We start from the raw sequence: 14710 nt of genomic DNA, 5'->3' as shown, positions 1-14710 counted from the left end.
GGGTCCCGTCAGCTTTCACCTGGCTGATTACTTCCAAGGATTTGTCATGAACGTTTTCTGGTTTCTTCCGACTCACGGCGATGGCCATTATCTGGGCACGACAAAGGGCGCACGTCCCGTCACCCTCAACTATTTGAAACAGGTGGCGCAGGCCGCCGATGACCTGGGCTATTACGGCGTATTGATCCCTACCGGTCGCTCCTGCGAGGACTCGTGGGTCATCGCCTCGGCGCTGGTGCCGTTGACCGAGCGTTTGAAGTACCTGGTGGCGATCCGCCCGGGCATCATCTCGCCGACCGTCTCGGCACGCATGGCAGCCACGCTGGATCGTCTTTCCGGCGGCCGGTTGCTGATCAACGTGGTGACCGGCGGCGACCCGGACGAAAACCGTGGCGATGGCAGCTTCCTCGACCACAGTGAGCGTTATGAAGTCACTGACGAATTTCTGAAAATCTGGCGTCGCGTCCTGCAAGGTGAAGCGGTCGACTTCGAAGGCAAGCACTTGCGCGTACAGAATGCCAAGGCGCTTTACCCGCCGATTCAAAAACCCTACCCGCCGCTGTACTTCGGTGGCTCCTCCGACGCGGCGCATGACCTTGCGGCCGATCAGGTGGACGTGTACCTGACCTGGGGCGAGCCTCCGGCAGCCGTGGCGCAGAAACTCGCCGATGTACGTGAACGGGCAGCGCGCAAGGGACGTACCGTGAAGTTCGGCATTCGCCTGCACGTCATCGTGCGCGAGACCAGCGAAGAAGCCTGGAAAGCGGCCAGCACGCTGATCGAACACATCAGCGATGACACCATTGCTGCAGCGCAGAAGTCCTTTTCACGCTTTGATTCCGAAGGTCAGCGGCGCATGGCAGCACTGCATGACGGGCGCCGCGACAACCTGGAGATTGCGCCCAACCTGTGGGCCGGTGTCGGCCTGGTGCGTGGCGGTGCAGGCACGGCGCTGGTCGGCAATCCCGAAGACGTCGCGGCACGCATCAAGGAATACGCCGACCTGGGCATCGAGAGCTTCATTTTCTCGGGTTACCCGCATCTTGAAGAAGCCTACCGCTTCGCCGAACTGGTCTTCCCGCTGCTGCCCGAGCCTTACGCCAGCCTCGCCGGGCGTGGCATCACCAACCTGACGGGCCCGTTCGGCGAAATGATCGCCAACGATCTGCCCCCGCAGGCCAAGTGATGTCCGGACAACTGCTGACCCTACCCCACTCGCCTGCGCTGGCCACCTCGATCAGGGCCACCGCGCAGGTGTTCGAAGACCCCAAATCCCGGGCCCTGCTCGCTCACGTGCGGCAGGTTGCGCCCAGCGATGCCAGCGTGCTGATCATCGGCGAGACCGGCACCGGCAAGGAACTGGTTGCTCGCCACGTCCACGAACTGAGCGCCCGCCGCGACAAGCCGTTCGTGGCGGTCAACTGCGGCGCGTTCTCCGAAAACCTGATCGAGGCCGAACTGTTCGGCCACGAAAAAGGGGCGTTCACCGGAGCGATCAGCGCCAAGGCTGGCTGGTTTGAAGAGGCCAACGGCGGCACGCTGTTTCTCGATGAGATCGGCGACCTGCCCATGTCGCTGCAGGTCAAATTGCTGCGCGTGCTTCAGGAACGTGAAGTGGTGCGTCTGGGCTCGCGCAAGAGTGTGCCGATTGACGTGCGCGTCCTGGCGGCGACCAACGTGCAGCTGGAAAAGGCCATCAACGCCGGGCATTTTCGCGAAGACCTTTATTACCGGCTCGATGTGGTCAATCTGGAATTGAGCCCGCTGCGCGACCGGCCGGGCGACATCCTGCCCCTGGCCCGGCACTTCATAGAGGTCTACGGCCAGCGGCTGCGGCATGGTCCGGTGCGGATCAGCCCCGAAGCCGAGCACAAGCTCAAGACCTACAGCTGGCCGGGGAACATTCGCGAGCTGGAAAACGTCATCCATCACACCCTGCTGGTCTGCCGTGAAGGCGTTATTCAGCGTGATGACCTGCGCCTGTCGAACCTTAGAATCGAGCGTCAGGATGACCAGAACCCGTCTGACGAATCAGCCGAGCAACTGCTCAACCGGGCGTTTCAAAAGCTGTTTGAAGAACAGGCCGGAGCCTTGCACGAGAAGGTCGAAGATACGCTGCTCAGAACGGCCTATCGCTTCTGCCACCACAACCAGGTGCACACAGCCAGCCTGCTGGGCCTGACCCGCAACGTCACGCGTACGCGTTTGATCAAGATTGGCGAGCTGGCGGTCAACAAACGCAGACCGGGTGAAAATGTCCAGGGCGACCGGATGCTGCACCTGTCGGTGTGAAGGTCAAGACCGATGACGCGGAGCGTCATGAACGGCATTCCCACGCTGGAGCGTGAGGAACGATCACTGCACGGCAAAACACTATCGTGCCCATGCTCCGCGTGGGCATGCCGTTCCGGACGCTCTGCGTCCTCTTCTGAGCAGGCGGCGCTTTACGACAAGCGCATCGCCAGCGCCTTGGCCTGAATTGCCACGTCGATCACCGCAGTGCTTTCCCACCACATGCCGCGCAATGGCGGGCCCATGGCGAACAGACGTGCCGAGTACTGACCGTGTGCGTCGAGCACTGCGCCAGTGGCGTCGGCGGCGATGCCGAGTGCCAGCGGACCGGGCTGGATCAGCCCGCGTGCCAGCAGTTGCCGGGGCAACGAGCGGTCCACGCGCCGCCAGTCGTATTCGATACCGGTGGAGTTGATCAACGCATCGCCGGTGATCTGCGTCGGCTGACTCTCCCCGCGTCGACGAACGCTGATCTGTACCTGACCTGACGGCAGGCTGGCCACGCCCTGCAACGAGGCCGCATCAATACTCAACCGCCCTTGCCTGATCAGCCGCGCCAGCAGCGCAGCGCTCGGCGGCGGAGAGCGATGGTGGTGACTCTCCCACCAAGGCCTTACATGACGGACGAACTGGCGGCGCTGCTGGTCGCTGGCCTGATTCCACAGCCTGCCGACGTTGGCCCGCACGGTGTCCAGCGGGGCCTGCCAGTCAATGCCGCTCTCGATGGCCAGTTCGCACTGTTCACGCACTTTGCGCACCAGTTGCCGAGTGCTGCGGATACTCGGGTCCTGAGCAAGAAAATCAGACCATTCCGGCGGCTGACGCCGAGCGTGAGGCAGCAGGCCGTGCCGGGAAAAAATCTGAATGGGCCCGCGGTGCCCCGCCGTTTCCAGCGAGACCAGCGCATCGACCATGGTCAGCCCCGAACCGATGATCAGCACCTTTGACTGCGGATCAAGCTTTTTCATCACCGCCACATCCCAAGGGTCCAGCGCTGCCGTGTTCAGCTCGTTCGAATCGCGTCGCGGGGTGCGTGAAGCCGCGTACATGCCGGTCGCCAGCACGGCACGGCGACCGCGCAACTTACGGCCGTCAGCCAGCGAGACACTGACCCCACCTCCATGGACCTGCAGGTCGACTGCCTCGCCAGGCACATGCACGGCGGTCGAGCCAAAGGCTTCAGCAGCGCTTCGGGCTTCACGCAGTCGCTGCTGAACATAAAGCCCGAACACACCGCGTGGCGGAAACAGTTCGGCGACCGGGACCCTCTGCTCATAAGCTTCAGGCCAGCCCCCGGCGGCCAGATAGTCAGTCAGCCACTGGGTGAGGTCATCCGGATTATCCGGATCGACGCTCATCCGCGCAGCGTTGCCATTGAGCGTATGGCCCGGCTCCGTCGCACTGTAGGCCTCGCCCCTGCCGAGTTCGCTGCGGGTTTCGATAATCAGGATTCGGCGCTGGCCCGGTCTGCGCAGCAGTTGCGCCGCCAGCATGGTGCCGCTCAGACCGCCGCCGATGATCAGAATGTCAGCCGTCTGGTGGGAATCTTCGGTCATCGAACAGCGCCTCGGTCGAGTTGCGATAAAGAATCGGAAAGGTCAGAGCACGACATTACGCACGAAGCGCAGGGGCACATCGGCGTCGTTGCAGTAGCGGTGCGGCTGGTTGCTGGGAAACATGAAGAACTCGCCCGCCCCGACCTGCTGCACGGCCGCAGGGTCGGCAAAGCGCAACGTCAGATGCCCTTCGACGACGTAGACCTGTTCACTCCAGCCATCGGGATCGGCCTCGGAGACATAGGCGTCCCCAGGCTGCAGGCAGAATTCCCACAACTCCACCTCGCGCCGGGCAACGGCCCTGGCCAGCAGTACCGCCTTGCTGCCGACGATAGTACCGGCCCATGCCAGCTCGTTAATGCGGCTGTAATCACGATTTTCAGGTGCCTGGATCAGGTCGCTGAACGCCACTTCCAAGGCTTCGGCCACGCGGTCGAGTGTCGCCAGGCTGACGTTTTTTTCGCCGGCCTCGATAGCGACCAGCATGCGTCGGCTGACTCCGGACTTTTCCGCCAGAGCCGTCTGGCTGAGGTCCGCACTGTTACGCAGACGCCGGACGTTCTGGCTGACGTGCTGCAGCACCGGAGGGCGCTGGGAATTTTCTTTGTGCATGCAGGTGCTCACATCAAACCGTTGCGCATTATACTGCCCAGCCCAGGGACACTGTCAGGTTGTTCCGCCTTCACCGCGCGCATGGCAATTAACAGCAACCAGGAGCTGACATGAAGTCTATCAGCCGCATACCCCGCATCAGCAAGGCAGAAACCGTACTGATTCTGATCACCATGCTCTGGGGAGGCACCTTTCTGCTGGTCCAGCATGCGATGACCGTTAGCGGGCCGATGTTCTTCGTCGGCCTGCGCTTTGCCGCCGCAGCGCTTATCGTAGCGCTGTTTTCAATAAAGGTGCTGCGCGGTCTTACCTTCCTCGAACTCAAGGCGGGCGTCTTCATCGGCACCGCGATCATGCTCGGTTACGGTTTGCAGACGATCGGACTGCAGACTATCCCCAGCAGCCAGTCCGCGTTCATCACGGCACTCTACGTGCCCTGCGTGCCTTTGTTGCAATGGCTGGTACTCGGTCGACGACCAGGATTAATGCCGACACTGGGCATCATCCTGGCTTTTACCGGGCTGATGCTGGTAGCGGGGCCGCAAGGCGCATCCCTGCAACTCAGTTCCGGCGAAATCGTGACGCTGATCAGCACGGTGGCCATTGCCGCCGAGATCATCATGATCAGCGCCTATGCCGGTGAGGTCGATGTGCGTCGAGTCACGGTGGTGCAACTGGCTACTGCTTCAGCGTTGGCATTTCTGATGATCGTTCCAACCGAGGAACACTTGCCGGATTTTTCCTGGTTGCTGGTGCTCAGTGCCGTGGGACTTGGGACCATGAGTGCGGCGATCCAGATTGCCATGAACTGGGCACAGAAAAGTGTTTCGCCTACCCGCGCCACCGTGATTTATGCCGGTGAACCGGTCTGGGCCGGGATTGTCGGAAGACTCGCCGGCGAACGTTTGCCGGGCATCGCGCTGCTGGGCGCGGCATTGATTGTGGCCGGGGTGATCGTCAGCGAAATGAAGCGGCGTTCTCCGCGCGCCGAACAGAACGTAGTCGACGAAGAGCAACAACAGCGAGGCGTGCGCGAAGCTGAATGAACCGTGCTTAATTGCAGGCCGTCAACCACCTTGTTTCTTCGAAACTGTTCCAACGACATATCACCGCATCAGAAGCAGTTATTTACCGAATTAAAAAAGCAGACACTTTTTGTAGGAAATTTCGGAAACCGTCTCTTTGGTATCGGAGTGTCTGGCACGTATGATGCTTGACATTCCCCTGCAGATTAGAAGCCTATGTCCCTGATAGTTCTACTGCTTCTGCCTTTCATCGGCAGCTGTCTGGCGGCCTTTTTGCCGCACAACGCGCGTAACGCGGAATCGTTTCTGGCCGGTCTGATCGCCCTCATCGGCGCGGTGCAGATGGCCTTGTGGTTCCCGCAGATCGCCGACGGCGGCGTGATTCGTGAAGAGTATTTCTGGCTGCCAAGCCTGGGCATGAACTTCGTGCTGCGCATCGACGGCTTCGCCTGGCTGTTCTCGATGCTGGTGCTGGGCATCGGTGCGCTGGTCTCGCTGTACGCCCGCTATTACATGTCGCCGGACGATCCGGTGCCGCGCTTCTTCGCGTTTTTCCTGGCTTTCATGGGCGCCATGCTCGGACTGGTGATGTCCGGCAATCTGATTCAGATCGTGTTTTTCTGGGAGCTGACCAGCCTGTTCTCGTTCCTGCTGATCGGCTACTGGCACCATCGGGCCGATGCCCGACGCGGCGCGTACATGGCGCTGATGGTCACCGGCGCAGGCGGTCTGGCGCTGCTGGCCGGCATGATGATCCTCGGCCATGTGGCCGGCAGTTACGACCTGGACCGTGTCCTGGCCTCCGGCGACGCGATTCGTGCGCATGCCCTGTACCCGGTGTTACTGACCCTGATTCTGATCGGCGCGCTGACCAAAAGCGCCCAGTTCCCGTTCCATTTCTGGCTGCCGCACGCGATGGCCGCGCCCACGCCGGTGTCGGCGTATCTGCACTCGGCGACCATGGTCAAGGCCGGGGTCTTCCTCCTGGCGCGTATGTGGCCGGCGCTGTCCGGCACCGAGCAATGGTTCTGGATCGTCAGTGGCGCGGGGGCCTGCACACTGATTCTCGGCGCCTACGCCGCCATCTTCCAGAATGATCTCAAGGGTCTGCTGGCCTACTCGACCATCAGCCATCTGGGCCTGATCACCCTGCTGCTCGGCCTCAACAGCCCACTGGCTGCGGTGGCTGCGGTGTTCCATATTCTCAACCACGCGACCTTCAAGGCGTCGCTGTTCATGGCCGCCGGTATCATCGACCACGAGAGCGGAACCCGCGATATCCGGCGTCTCAGTGGCCTGGTAAGGCTGCTGCCCTACACCGCGACACTGGCGATGGTCGCCAGCGCGTCGATGGCCGGCGTACCGCTGCTCAACGGCTTCCTGTCCAAGGAAATGTTCTTTGCCGAAACTGTGTTCATTTCCGCCACTGCCTGGGTCGAGATTGCCTTGCCGGTGATCGCGACCATTGCCGGGATCTTCAGCGTTGCCTATTCGCTGCGCTTCACGGTCGATGTGTTTTTCGGTCCGGCGGCCAAGGATCTGCCGCACATGCCGCACGAACCGCCGCGCTGGATGCGTGCACCGGTCGAACTGCTGGTCCTGACGTGTCTGGTGGTGGGGATTTTCCCGGCGCAATCGGTCGCCCCCCTGCTCGCCGCCGCTGCGCGTCCGGTAGTCGGTGGAACATTGCCCGAATACAGCCTGGCGATCTGGCACGGCTGGAACCTGCCAATGGTCATGAGCCTGGTGGCGATGGCCGGCGGTATCATTCTGTATCTGTTGCTGCGCAAGCCGCTCAAGCACGAGCGCATCACCGCCCCGCCACTGGTGGGACGCCTCAACGGCAAGCGCTTTTTCGAGCGCAGTCAGGTTGTGATGATGCACTGGGCGCGCCGTTTCGAACGCAAGGTCAGCACTCGCCGCCTGCAGCCACAACTGTTTCTGCTGGTGCTCGCGGCGGTACTGGGCGGTTTCATTCCGATGTATTTCAGCGGCCTGACCTGGGGCGACCGACCGAAGATTCCGGGCTCCGGGGTGTTTGTCACGCTATGGCTCATCGCGATTGCCTGCGCCATAGGCGCGGCATGGCAGGGTAAATATCACCGTCTGGCAGCACTGGTGATGGTCAGCGTGTGCGGTCTGATGACCTGCATCACCTTCGTCTGGTTCTCGGCGCCTGATCTGGCACTGACGCAACTGGTCGTGGAGGTGGTGACCACGGTGCTGATCCTGCTCGGTCTGCGCTGGCTGCCGCGACGCAACGAAGATGTCGCTCCGCTCAGCGCACGCCTGCGTGCCCGCACCCGGCGCATACGCGACTTCGGCCTGGCGGTGCTCGTGGGGTTGGGCATGGCGATACTCTCCTACGCCATGCTGACCCGCCAGACGCCCAACGCCATCTCGTCCTTCTACCTGAGTCGCGCGTTGCCCCAGGGCGGCGGCACCAATGTGGTCAACGTGATGCTGGTGGATTTCCGCGGCTTCGATACGTTTGGCGAGATCACCGTGCTGGCGGCGGTCGCCATGACAGTGTTCGCCCTGTTGCGACGCTTCCGCCCACCGAAGGAAAGCATTCTGCTGCCCGCCCAGCAGCGCCTGCTGGCCCGTGACGTGGTGACGGATCTGGTCAACCCGCGCAGCGCCAGCGATACCGCGCTCGGTTTCATGATGGTGCCGGCGGCACTGGTTCGATTGCTGCTGCCGATTGCCTTCATTATTTCGATGTACCTGTTCGTCCGCGGTCACAATCAGCCTGGCGGCGGGTTTGTTGCCGGGCTGGTGATGTCGGTGGCGTTCATCCTGCAATACATGGTGGCAGGCACCCAGTGGGTCGAGGCGCAAATGAGCCTGCGACCGTTACGCTGGATGGGCACAGGCCTGCTGTGCGCAGTGCTGACTGGCGCGGGCTCGATGCTGCTGGGTTATCCGTTCATGACCACCCACACCGCTCATGTCGACTTGCCGATCCTGGGTGATATTCACATCGCCAGCGCGCTGTTCTTCGATGTCGGCGTGTACGCCGTGGTGGTCGGCTCGACGCTGTTGATTCTCACCGCACTGGCGCACCAGTCGGTGCGCAGCCATCGGCCGACGCAACTGCCCAAGCCCGTCGCCAACCCGCAAGGAATCCTCTGATGGAAGAAGTCATTGCAATCGCCATCGGCGTGCTGGCCGCCTCCGGCGTCTGGCTGATCCTCAGGCCACGTACCTTTCAGGTGGTCATGGGGCTGTGCCTGCTGTCGTACGGGGTCAACCTGTTCATCTTCAGTATGGGCAGCCTGTTCATCGGCAGAGAGCCGATCATCAAGGACGGTATTCCTCAGGACCTGCTCAATTACACCGACCCGTTGCCACAGGCGCTGGTGCTCACCGCGATTGTCATCAGCTTCGCCATGACCGCGCTGTTTCTGGTGGTCTTGCTCGCCTCCAGAGGCCTGACCGGCACCGACCATGTAGATGGCCGGGAGCCCAAGGCATGAGCGGGATGAACCAACTGATCATCGCGCCCATCCTGCTGCCGCTGCTGACCGCCGGGCTGATGCTCTGGCTGGGCGAAAAGCACCGGCCGCTCAAGGGTCGTATCAATCTGTTTTCCAGCATCTTCGGGCTGGGTATTTCCGTGGTGCTGTTCCTCTGGGTACAACACAGCGGCAGCAGCGGCTCGATCGGTGTCTATCTGCCGGGCAACTGGGGCGTGCCGTTTGGCATCGTACTGGTGGTGGACCACCTGTCAGCGATGATGCTGGTGCTGACCGGGATTGTCGGTGTCTGCGCCCTGCTGTTCGCGCTGGCTCGCTGGGACAGGGCCGGTGCCAGTTTCCATGCGCTGTTCCAGATCCAGCTCATGGGGCTGTACGGTGCGTTCCTGACTGCTGATCTGTTCAACCTGTTCGTGTTTTTCGAAGTACTGCTCGCAGCGTCATACGGCCTGATGTTGCACGGCTCCGGCCGGGCACGAGTATCGACGGGCCTGCATTACATTTCGATCAACCTGCTGGCTTCGTCGCTGTTTCTGATCGGTGCTGCGTTGATTTACGGGGTGACCGGCACGCTGAACTTCGCCGATCTGGCCATCAAGATCCCGCAGGTGGCGGAGTCCGATCTGGGCCTGCTGCATGCGGGTGCTGCGATTCTGGCCACGGCGTTCTTGGCCAAGGCCGGCATGTGGCCGCTTAACTTCTGGCTGGTCCCTGCCTACTCGGCAGCCAGCGCGCCGGTGGCGGCGATGTTTGCGATCATGACCAAAGTGGGGATCTACACCCTGCTGCGCCTGTGGACGCTGCTGTTTTCCGGCCAGGCCGGTGCATCGGCATTCTTCGGCGGCGACTGGCTGATCTATGGCGGCATGGCGACGATTTTCACTGCAGCCATCGCCATCATCGCCGCCCAGCGTCTGGAACGCCTCGCCAGCCTGAGCATACTGGTGTCAGCGGGCATTCTGCTGTCTGCCGTGGGTTTCGCCCAGCCAAGCCTGACCTCGGGTGCGCTGTTCTATATGGTCAGTTCGACGCTGGCGCTGAGTGCCATGTTCCTCCTGGGCGAGCTGATCGAACGCTCCCGTTCAGCCAACGAGATCCCTCTGGAATACGATGTGGATCAATTGCCTCGTACCCTGGAGTCTCTGCATCCGCCGCCCGGCACCAACCTGGACGACGAACAGAAGGTCGTGGTCGGTCAGGTCATTCCCATGACCATGGCCTTTCTGGGCCTGAGTTTTATCGTCTGCGCCTTGCTGATCATCGGCATGCCGCCGCTCTCCGGGTTCATCGGCAAGCTGACATTGCTCAGCGCCCTGATGAACCCGCTAGGGCTGGACGTCGCGCAGGACGAAGCGCTTTCGACCCAGGCCTGGATGCTGATCGGCCTGCTGATCTTTTCCGGGCTGGCGTCGCTTATCGCTTTCTCGAGGCTCGGCACGCAACGTTTCTGGACGCCACACGAGCGCCCTTCGCCGATGCTGCGCCGCAACGAATGCCTGCCGATCATCATCCTTCTGGGTCTGTGCATCGCGCTGACCTTCAAGGCCGAGCCCTTGCTGCGCTATACCCAGGACACCGCCGCAGCGCTGCATGAGCCCAAACAGTATGTGCAGTCAGTGCTCGCCACACGCCCGATACCCGGCCCCACCAGTCGGGAAGTCGATCCGGAGGGGCAACCATGAAGCGCCTGTTTCCCGCCCCGCTCCTCTCGTTGGCACTCTGGCTGCTGTGGCTGGTATTGAACCTGTCGATCAGCCCCGGTCACTTGCTGCTGGGCGCGGTGCTGGGGTTTCTCGCCCCCGTATTGATGGCCCCGCTGCGCCCGCTGCCGGTACGTATTCGCAAACCAGGTACGATCCTGAAGTTCTTATGGCGGGTGGGACGCGACGTGATGGTCTCCAATGTGCAGGTCGGCCTGAGCGTCTGGCGGCTCGAAAGCCGTCCGCCACGCTCGGCCTTCGTACGCATTCCACTGGACCTGCACGACGCCCACGGCCTGGCCGCGCTGGCGATGGTCACCACGGTAGTACCCGGAACGGTGTGGTCGGAGCTGGCACTGGATCGCAGCGTGCTGCTGATGCATGTCTTCGATTTGGAGGACGAAGCGCAATTCATCGAGCACTTCAAAACCACCTATGAGCGACCGTTGATGGAGATCTTTCAATGAGTGCACTGCTCGACAACGCCATCCTGATCAGCCTGCTGATCTTCGCTCTGGCGATGGTGATCACCCTGCTGCGCTTGCTCAAGGGGCCTTCGGCGCAAGACCGGGTGCTGGCGCTGGATTATCTGTACATCATTGCCATGCTGATGATGCTGGTGCTTGGCATTCGCTACGCCAGTGACACGTATTTCGAAGCGGCCATGCTGATTGCCTTGTTCGGCTTCGTGGGCTCGTTCGCTCTGGCCAAGTTCCTGCTGCGCGGAGAAGTAATCGAATGACCGGACTGCCGAATACAGTGCCCTTCTGGGTGGAAATACTGACCGCCGGGCTGCTGATCGCCAGCAGCCTGTTCGCCTTGACCGGTGCTCTGGGGTTGCTGCGCCTCAAGGACTTTTTCCAGCGCATGCACCCGCCCGCCCTGGCATCGACGCTGGGCGCCTGGTGCGTTGCGCTGGCGTCGATCATCTACTTCTCGGCGCTGAAGTCGGAACCGGTGATCCACGCCTGGCTGATCCCGGTATTGCTGGCGATCACGGTACCGGTGACCACCCTGCTGCTGGCGCGCACGGCGCTGTTCCGCAAGCGCATGGCCGGTGACGACGTGCCCGCGGAAGTCAGCAGCGGTGCCGGCAACGGAGAATCGACAGGCGGCTGAACCGACGCCTGGCCAGTGTTACTCGCTGGCCTTGAAGGTCAGCTCGCCCTTGCGCCATTTGGCGGCCTTGCCGACCGCGCCTTTGAGAAGCTTGCTCATGCCGATCTGCAGTTGCTCTTGCGCAGCGAAGACCATGAATACGGTCTGACCTTCCTTGAACACGATACCGTGACCTTCGGGGACGTCGACGAAGGCATATTCGCCCAGCCCATACACGGTGGTCTTGATTTCACGAAATTTCAATTCGAGCTTGCCGCCCTCGCGACTGGGCAGAACAGAAGCGCGGAAATGGTCGCCCACCTTGAGCTCAAGGCGAGGTTTATCGTCGACTACCAGTGCGGTTTCGGTGTCGATTTCAGCGATATAGATGCCTTCGGCTGATTGTTCGGTGATGTAGACAAAACGGGATTGGAACTGCTTGACCAACTGTGCACGGAGGTCGCCGAGCACGAACAAGGCATGGGTATCCAGATTACTTACAGCCAAAGTACAAACCCTCAAACATGAAATGAGGCTGCCTGATGTCAGGGCAGTCGAGAAAGTGATTCGTCCATAGACCGCTTCATGTGGCCGGAGATTTTCCGGCATGCTGCACGCAGAAGCGCAGACAGCGCCGCCGCAAACCTTGTGCAGGCGGGTGGCGGATTCTACCGGCTCATGGCAGCTACGGGATATATACCTTTTGTACACAGCAGTGTCGCAGCAGCGCTGGTGCCCTGAAAATTGCAGTCAGCCCGGGCACGGCGCAAAGGCTGGACGGGTTCCAGCCTGCGTTGGGTGCATCCTGCGATAGCAGAAATATATCATTTATAGCCGTCGCAGAAAAAGCCATCTTTTCTCCACAGCCAAATGCATCGAACTCTTGCCTGTGCCCACCACTCCCATAAGAACTGATGAATACGGGGATATCCCCCGGCGAGGAGATGACATGGAACAGACTACAACTACCATCAACGACCTGTTCGCCCAATTGGCGCTGGATTCCGATGATGAAAGCATCGAAAAATTTATCGCCAGCCATCCTCTGCCCGACGACGTCAAACTGATCGACGCAGAATTCTGGACGCCGCGTCAGTCTGACTTTCTCAAGGAACAGCTGCACGAAGATGCCGAATGGGCGATGGTGGTCGACGAGCTGAACGTGCGTCTTCACAAAAAGCCCGAGTGAGCCACTCGGGCGTTGAGGCCTATTGCGGATAACCGGGCTGGCCGATATTGGGATGCAATATCCGGCCGCCTGGCTGGGGTGCGTGGACGAAAACAGCGTCGCCTAACGTACCTACCCTGCCGACCACTGCATTCCAGTGCGCGGACTGATGGATGTAGCGCCAACGCAGTAATGCCTCTTCATGACTGTCCAGCAGGTAAGGCCCGCCTCGCGCATAGTCGATCAACCGGGTAGAAATGTTCTCGAGTTCGGGAGGCAGCTGGAATTCAGGTGTCAGTGGCACCGGATTGAAAGGCACGCCCTCATCACACGCCAGTGTGTGCATGACCAGCAACGATACCCTCGACAGGTGGCCAAACACCTGGCGGCTCATGCCTACCGCAGCAATGACCGTACTCATGCCATTCAAGCTTTTCCTGCACGGATACTTGCTCTCGCATGCCTGAACCCTCAGCCAGGCCTGGCTATCGAGCGGGTCGATCCAGTGATCGCGGTTCATCCGCTTTAACTCAGCCTGTGCCTCCGTCCAGCTCGGTGCCGCCTCGCAGGAACTGTCACGGCTGACCACGCTGCTACGGGGGCGCGTGAGCAGTACGCTTTCTTCCATCTGTGGAGGATAACCCCCACCGATATCGGAATGTGCACCGGGCAGAACGATTTCTCTGGGCCACACGGGCAGGACGCTGTTCAACGCAAAGTTGCGCCGTGACTCATCGCGAGCCACCAGATGCAACACCTGCTGCGCACACCCCGGAGGCAGGTACAGATTGACCCTCCTGTTGCTCGCATCGCGGGTATTGCCCATGTCCTTGAAGCTGCCTATGGCCGCCACGGTGTCGAACAGACCGATAACCTTGAGCCGTACGCTGCCGTTGCTCCAGCTGAAACTGTCGCTCAACCTGACCCTGCGGCTTTCGAGTATCGGCTCGAGCATGCCCGAACGCTGCTTGAGGATTTCATTGACCAGATGCCTGGCCGACGCTGCACCTCGACTGAAGCCGAACACGTCCAGTTCCAGCGCGTCCAGCACACAGTCGGGGTTGTCGCGGGGGAACGCCTTCAATACCGATTCCAGCTTTTTGAACGCGTTTTCCACCTTGGATATCACGCCGGTGGCCCCGCGGCCAAAACTCTGCCCCGGCCATACCGAATCACGGCCACCGGAAGTAGTGCCGGCGCCACTTATATAGATCGGGTAATACACCATCAGGCCTTCACCGTCATTTTCGGCAACAGGTTGCAGGCGGTAGATATCGACCAGTCTGGCTATATTGCTCGGATCATTACTGTAACTACTGCCAGGCTGAACATGACGACCCGCACACGCTTTAATGTGCTGCCCCGCATTGATCTCCATCAATGCCCGGCAGTCGGCACCGATCTGACTGTTGACCCGGTTATTTCCCGTCCCATCGAAGAAAATGCCTACCCGCGCCGTGACGCGGCGTGTCACCACATCTGAAAGGGCTGCTGACTGTTGGAAACTCCATTTATCGCTCATAACTTTTCCGTCCCTAGAGGCAAGCCAGGAAAAGGCCGCACTTAAATCAAAACGTAAATAACATTGATTTAAACAGCTTGCTTAAAGACAGTGAGCAGTCAAGCCATGTTGCGCCTTTTCAGACCTTTCCTACGACTTCTATAGTCATGACTTTATTACTTATAAATAAACCCTACACACACGCACTGATAACTTTCTGATGCACTCTTTCAATGAAAACCAACTAACAGGCCAGCCCCGTTGCCAACCCGAATGATC

At 60.7% G+C, this 14710-nt stretch carries 14 protein-coding genes; 10 read left to right on the top strand and 4 right to left on the bottom strand.

The window, feature by feature from the left end; all coding sequences use genetic code 11:
* Nucleotides 1-46: 46 nt before the first annotated feature.
* Together ssuD and PCPL58_RS12690 are read left to right on the top strand one after the other, a co-directional pair.
* Nucleotides 47-1186, top strand: coding sequence for an FMNH2-dependent alkanesulfonate monooxygenase (gene ssuD, locus PCPL58_RS12695; protein ID WP_065349539.1), 1140 nt, complete (start codon nucleotides 47-49; stop codon nucleotides 1184-1186).
* Nucleotides 1186-2292, top strand: a complete 1107-nt coding sequence (locus tag PCPL58_RS12690; RefSeq protein WP_044308569.1) for a sigma-54 interaction domain-containing protein — start codon at nucleotides 1186-1188, stop codon at nucleotides 2290-2292. The genes ssuD and PCPL58_RS12690 overlap by 1 nt, the downstream gene beginning before the upstream one ends.
* A 152-nt stretch (nucleotides 2293-2444) precedes the next feature.
* Here PCPL58_RS12690 and PCPL58_RS12685 read toward each other — a convergent pair whose 3' ends face one another.
* Together PCPL58_RS12685 and PCPL58_RS12680 are read right to left on the bottom strand one after the other, a co-directional pair.
* A complete protein-coding gene (locus tag PCPL58_RS12685; RefSeq protein ID WP_065349538.1) occupies nucleotides 2445-3848 on the bottom strand; it encodes an FAD/NAD(P)-binding protein in 1404 nt (467 codons plus the stop codon).
* A gap of 42 nt (nucleotides 3849-3890) precedes the next feature.
* Nucleotides 3891-4460 (bottom strand): helix-turn-helix domain-containing protein, encoded by a 570-nt coding sequence (locus tag PCPL58_RS12680; protein WP_002554065.1) that lies wholly within the window; start codon nucleotides 4458-4460, stop codon nucleotides 3891-3893.
* A 110-nt stretch (nucleotides 4461-4570) separates the two neighbouring features.
* On the opposite strand from PCPL58_RS12680, the gene PCPL58_RS12675 reads away from it, so the two are divergent.
* From PCPL58_RS12675 to PCPL58_RS12645, 7 genes are all read left to right on the top strand, one after another.
* Entirely contained in the window at nucleotides 4571-5506 is a 936-nt protein-coding gene (locus PCPL58_RS12675) for a DMT family transporter (RefSeq protein WP_065349537.1), read from the top strand.
* A gap of 195 nt (nucleotides 5507-5701) precedes the next feature.
* Nucleotides 5702-8620, top strand: coding sequence for a monovalent cation/H+ antiporter subunit A (locus PCPL58_RS12670; protein WP_065349536.1), 2919 nt, complete (start codon nucleotides 5702-5704; stop codon nucleotides 8618-8620).
* Nucleotides 8620-8964, top strand: a complete 345-nt coding sequence (locus PCPL58_RS12665; protein ID WP_002554068.1) for a Na+/H+ antiporter subunit C — start codon at nucleotides 8620-8622, stop codon at nucleotides 8962-8964. The genes PCPL58_RS12670 and PCPL58_RS12665 overlap by 1 nt, the downstream gene beginning before the upstream one ends.
* Complete coding sequence (locus PCPL58_RS12660) at nucleotides 8961-10646, top strand: monovalent cation/H+ antiporter subunit D (RefSeq protein ID WP_003436395.1); 1686 nt, start codon at nucleotides 8961-8963, stop codon at nucleotides 10644-10646. The genes PCPL58_RS12665 and PCPL58_RS12660 overlap by 4 nt, the downstream gene beginning before the upstream one ends.
* The gene (locus PCPL58_RS12655; RefSeq protein ID WP_065349535.1) at nucleotides 10643-11131 is read left to right on the top strand and encodes a Na+/H+ antiporter subunit E; all 489 of its coding nucleotides are present in this window, start codon (nucleotides 10643-10645) and stop codon (nucleotides 11129-11131) included. The genes PCPL58_RS12660 and PCPL58_RS12655 overlap by 4 nt, the downstream gene beginning before the upstream one ends.
* Nucleotides 11128-11406, top strand: coding sequence for a K+/H+ antiporter subunit F (locus PCPL58_RS12650; protein WP_002554071.1), 279 nt, complete (start codon nucleotides 11128-11130; stop codon nucleotides 11404-11406). The genes PCPL58_RS12655 and PCPL58_RS12650 overlap by 4 nt, the downstream gene beginning before the upstream one ends.
* On the top strand, nucleotides 11403-11783 hold the full coding sequence (locus PCPL58_RS12645; RefSeq protein WP_003370543.1) for a Na+/H+ antiporter subunit G: 381 nt from the start codon (nucleotides 11403-11405) through the stop codon (nucleotides 11781-11783). The genes PCPL58_RS12650 and PCPL58_RS12645 overlap by 4 nt, the downstream gene beginning before the upstream one ends.
* A gap of 18 nt (nucleotides 11784-11801) precedes the next feature.
* On the opposite strand, the gene PCPL58_RS12640 is transcribed toward PCPL58_RS12645, so the two are convergent.
* Entirely contained in the window at nucleotides 11802-12269 is a 468-nt protein-coding gene (locus tag PCPL58_RS12640) for a hypothetical protein (protein WP_003370542.1), read from the bottom strand.
* 442 nt (nucleotides 12270-12711) lie between these two features.
* Between PCPL58_RS12640 and PCPL58_RS12635 the strand changes: the two genes are divergently transcribed.
* Entirely contained in the window at nucleotides 12712-12951 is a 240-nt protein-coding gene (locus PCPL58_RS12635) for a DUF2789 domain-containing protein (protein ID WP_003315766.1), read from the top strand.
* Nucleotides 12952-12970: 19 nt separating this feature from the next.
* On the opposite strand, the gene PCPL58_RS12630 is transcribed toward PCPL58_RS12635, so the two are convergent.
* Complete coding sequence (locus tag PCPL58_RS12630; protein WP_065349534.1) at nucleotides 12971-14452, bottom strand: T6SS phospholipase effector Tle1-like catalytic domain-containing protein; 1482 nt, start codon at nucleotides 14450-14452, stop codon at nucleotides 12971-12973.
* Between the last annotated feature and the right edge of the window lie 258 nt (nucleotides 14453-14710).

The sequence above is a fragment of the Pseudomonas cerasi genome, assembly GCF_900074915.1.
Taxonomy (GTDB): Bacteria; Pseudomonadota; Gammaproteobacteria; order Pseudomonadales; family Pseudomonadaceae; genus Aquipseudomonas; species Aquipseudomonas cerasi.
This window is presented reverse-complemented; position numbering and strand designations above follow the sequence as displayed.